Below are 3,531 nucleotides of genomic sequence, written 5' to 3'. Positions count from 1 at the left end.
CACCACCCCCCAGCCCCCGCAGGGCCGCCGGGCCCGGATGGCCGAAAGCCGTCGGTTCGTCCGGGCGTCCTTCGGAACCCTGCGGTGAGGCGGCTGGTCCCCATTGGGGTGGGGATCAGCCGTCCCGAGCCCTTCGGGGCCGTTCGCAAGGGCCTCACCGGGTCAACCCCAGCCCGGTGAGGCCCCCACATACCTGGCACGGCGTGCCAGAGAACGCGACATCATGTGACACGTATCACCGCTCAGGTGTGACCCCTGATTTATGGCGCCCCCGCAAGCGGCGATAACCTGCGAGATGGACATGCCGCGCGCTCGGACACCGTGTGCGCCTCCCTTGTGACAGAGCGGACGTCACGTTGCCCTTCGCGGCACGCCCACGCATCCAACGAACCGCGAGATCACTGATAGGGACGGAAGCGCGTGGACCTGTTCGAGTACCAGGCGAGGGACCTCTTCGCCAAGCACGGTGTACCGGTGCTGGCCGGTGAAGTCATCGACACGCCTGAGGCGGCGCGCGAGATCACCGAGCGGCTGGGCGGCAAGTCGGTCGTCAAGGCCCAGGTGAAGGTCGGTGGTCGCGGCAAGGCCGGTGGCGTGAAGCTGGCCGCCACCCCGGACGAGGCCGTCGCCCGCGCGACGGACATCCTCGGCATGGACATCAAGGGCCACACGGTCCACAAGGTCATGATCGCCGAGACCGCTCCGGAGATCGTCGAGGAGTACTACGTCTCCTTCCTCCTCGACCGCGCCAACCGCACCTTCCTCTCCATTGCCTCCGTCGAGGGCGGCATGGAGATCGAGGAGGTCGCCGCCACCCGTCCCGAGGCCGTCGCCAAGATCGCGATCGACGCCATCGACGGTGTCGACAAGGCCAAGGCCCAGGAGATCGTCGCCGCGGCGAAGTTCCCGGCCGAGGTCGCCGACAAGGTCGCCGACGTGCTGGTGAAGCTGTGGGAGGTCTTCGTCAAGGAGGACGCCCTCCTGGTCGAGGTGAACCCGCTCGCCAAGGTCGCCTCCGGTGACGTCATCGCCCTGGACGGCAAGGTCTCCCTGGACGACAACGCCGAGTTCCGCCACCCCGAGTTCGAGGAGCTCCACGACAAGGCGGCGGCCAACCCGCTCGAGGCCGCGGCCAAGGAGAAGAACCTCAACTACGTCAAGCTCGACGGCGAGGTCGGCATCATCGGCAACGGCGCCGGCCTGGTCATGTCGACCCTGGACGTCGTCGCCTACGCCGGTGAGAAGCACAAGGGCGTCAAGCCCGCGAACTTCCTCGACATCGGTGGCGGTGCCTCCGCCGAGGTCATGGCGAACGGCCTGGAGATCATCCTGGGCGACCCGGACGTGAAGTCGGTCTTCGTCAACGTCTTCGGTGGCATCACCGCGTGCGACGCCGTGGCCAACGGCATCGTGCAGGCCCTGGAGCTGCTCAAGAGCAAGGGCGAAGAGGTCAACAAGCCGCTGGTCGTGCGCCTCGACGGCAACAACGCCGAGCTGGGCCGCAAGATCCTGACGGACGCCAACCACCCGCTGGTCCAGCAGGTGGACACCATGGACGGCGCGGCCGACAAGGCCGCCGAGCTGGCTGCTGCCGCGAAGTAAGGGACGAGGTCACAGAACACCATGGCTATCTTCCTCACCAAGGAATCCAAGGTCATCGTCCAGGGCATGACCGGCTCCGAGGGCCAGAAGCACACCCGCCGCATGCTCGCCTCCGGCACGAACATCGTCGGTGGCGTGAACCCGCGCAAGGCCGGCCAGGTCGTCGACTTCGACGGCACCGAGGTACCCGTCTTCGGCACCGTCAAGGAGGCCATCGAGAAGACCGGTGCCGACGTCACGGTCATCTTCGTCCCGGAGAAGTTCACCAAGGACGCGGTCATCGAGGCCATCGACGCCGAGATCCCGCTGGCGGTCGTCATCACCGAGGGCATCGCGGTGCACGACACGGCGTCCTTCTGGGCGTACGCCGGCAAGAAGGGCAACAAGACCCGCATCATCGGCCCGAACTGCCCCGGCCTGATCACCCCGGGTCAGTCGAACGCCGGCATCATCCCGGCCGACATCACCAAGCCGGGCCGCATCGGCCTGGTGTCGAAGTCCGGCACGCTGACGTACCAGATGATGTACGAGCTGCGTGACATCGGCTTCTCCACCTGCGTCGGCATCGGCGGTGACCCGATCATCGGCACCACCCACATCGACGCCCTGAAGGCCTTCCAGGACGACCCCGACACCGACCTGATCGTCATGATCGGCGAGATCGGCGGCGACGCCGAGGAGCGGGCCGCGGCCTTCATCAAGGAGAACGTGACCAAGCCGGTCGTCGGCTACGTCGCGGGCTTCACCGCGCCCGAGGGCAAGACCATGGGCCACGCCGGCGCCATCGTCTCCGGTTCCTCCGGCACGGCCCAGGCCAAGAAGGAGGCCCTGGAGGCCGCGGGCGTCAAGGTCGGCAAGACCCCGACCGAGACGGCCAAGCTGGCGCGCGAGATCCTCGCCGGCTGACCGACGCGCCGAGCCGTCCGCCGTACAGCGCACACCGGTGGGCCCGCCCTTGCACAGGGGGCGGGCCCACCGCCGTTTCCCGGGCCCTGCCCCGGCACCGCCGGCACGTCCGGGACGCCGACACCGGCCTGCCGACTCCGCCTGGGGCACCGACCCACCGGCCAGCCGACCTTCCTGCGGCCCCGGCCAGCCGACCTTCCTGCGCCCCTGCCCGCCGACCCGCCGGGGACCCCGTCCCCCTACCGCGCCTGAGGCACCAGCCGCTCCGGGCCGCCGCCCGCCTCCTTCCGCAGCTTGGTGCTCAGCTTGAGCGCGTCGCGCGACAGGGGGCCGAGCGAGCCCGGCACCGGCAGGCCCTGCACCGCGTGTCCGGGGGACACCGGCGCCAGGTAGTGGGTGGGGGCGGTCTCGAGGGTCAGCGCGGTCGCGGCGGTGACGGTGACGGTGAGCGCGAGGGCGGAGCGGGTCCACACACGGATGCTGCGTTCTCCGGCAGTCCGTATGTCCCTCGAACCGGGCGCCGGGGAGCGTTCGGCGGAGCCCAGCCGGACCAGCCTGCGGTGCAGTTCGGCCGGGTCCGCCAGCTCCGGCAGACAGGCGGCGACGGCCTCGCGGGCGTGCATCAGCCGGTTCGCCGTCGCGGGCGTGCTGGCCTCCGTCTCCGCCGCCGTGTCGGGGAGGTCCAGGCCGACGCCGTCGTAGAGGACGAGCGTGCGGCGGTAGGACGGCGGAAGGCGGAGCAGCGCCTGCTGGAGCGCACGGTCGGCCGGATCGGGCGGCGGGTCGGGATGGCGGTCGCGCAGGCGGAGGCGGTGCCAGGGGGAGAGGGCGCAGTCGTACGTCGCCGCGCGCACCCAGCCGGCCGGGTCCCGGTCACGCCGCGGCGCCCGCCGCCCCCGCCGGTCTGGCACTGGCCGCCGGTGTGGTGACCGCCGCCGGTCCCTGGGACTCCTCCGGCCAGCGTACGGCCGAGCGGGACCGGGCCGCCGCCCTGGAGCGCGCGGGTGGCGCAGATCACGGCCG

The 3,531-nt window shown here is 70.7% G+C and carries 2 protein-coding genes and 1 pseudogene; 2 read left to right on the top strand and 1 reads right to left on the bottom strand.

The genetic code is table 11. From position 1 onward, the window contains the following. Positions 1-420: 420 nt before the first annotated feature. Positions 421-1,602, top strand: coding sequence for an ADP-forming succinate--CoA ligase subunit beta (gene sucC / locus GV126_RS15455; RefSeq protein ID WP_159666852.1), 1,182 nt, complete (start codon positions 421-423; stop codon positions 1,600-1,602). 21 nt (positions 1,603-1,623) lie between these two features. Further along, positions 1,624-2,508, top strand: coding sequence for a succinate--CoA ligase subunit alpha (sucD, locus tag GV126_RS15450; protein ID WP_028420684.1), 885 nt, complete (start codon positions 1,624-1,626; stop codon positions 2,506-2,508). A 239-nt stretch (positions 2,509-2,747) separates the two neighbouring features. On the opposite strand, the pseudogene GV126_RS15445 reads toward sucD, so the two are convergent. Continuing rightward, positions 2,748-3,383: pseudogene (locus tag GV126_RS15445) on the bottom strand (RNA polymerase sigma factor); the annotation flags it as partial. Positions 3,384-3,531 lie beyond the last annotated feature (148 nt).

This window comes from Streptomyces mexicanus, assembly GCF_902506575.1.
Lineage (GTDB): Bacteria > Actinomycetota > Actinomycetes > Streptomycetales > Streptomycetaceae > Streptomyces > Streptomyces mexicanus.
Note: the sequence above shows the minus strand (reverse complement) of the source record. Positions and strands in the feature narration are given on the sequence as shown.

What these genes read in the sequence shown, in the direction of transcription:
- sucD (WP_028420684.1), top strand. Translation starts at nt 1,624, where the DNA reads ATGGCTATCTTCCTCACCAAGGAATCCAAGGTCATCGTCCAGGGCATG.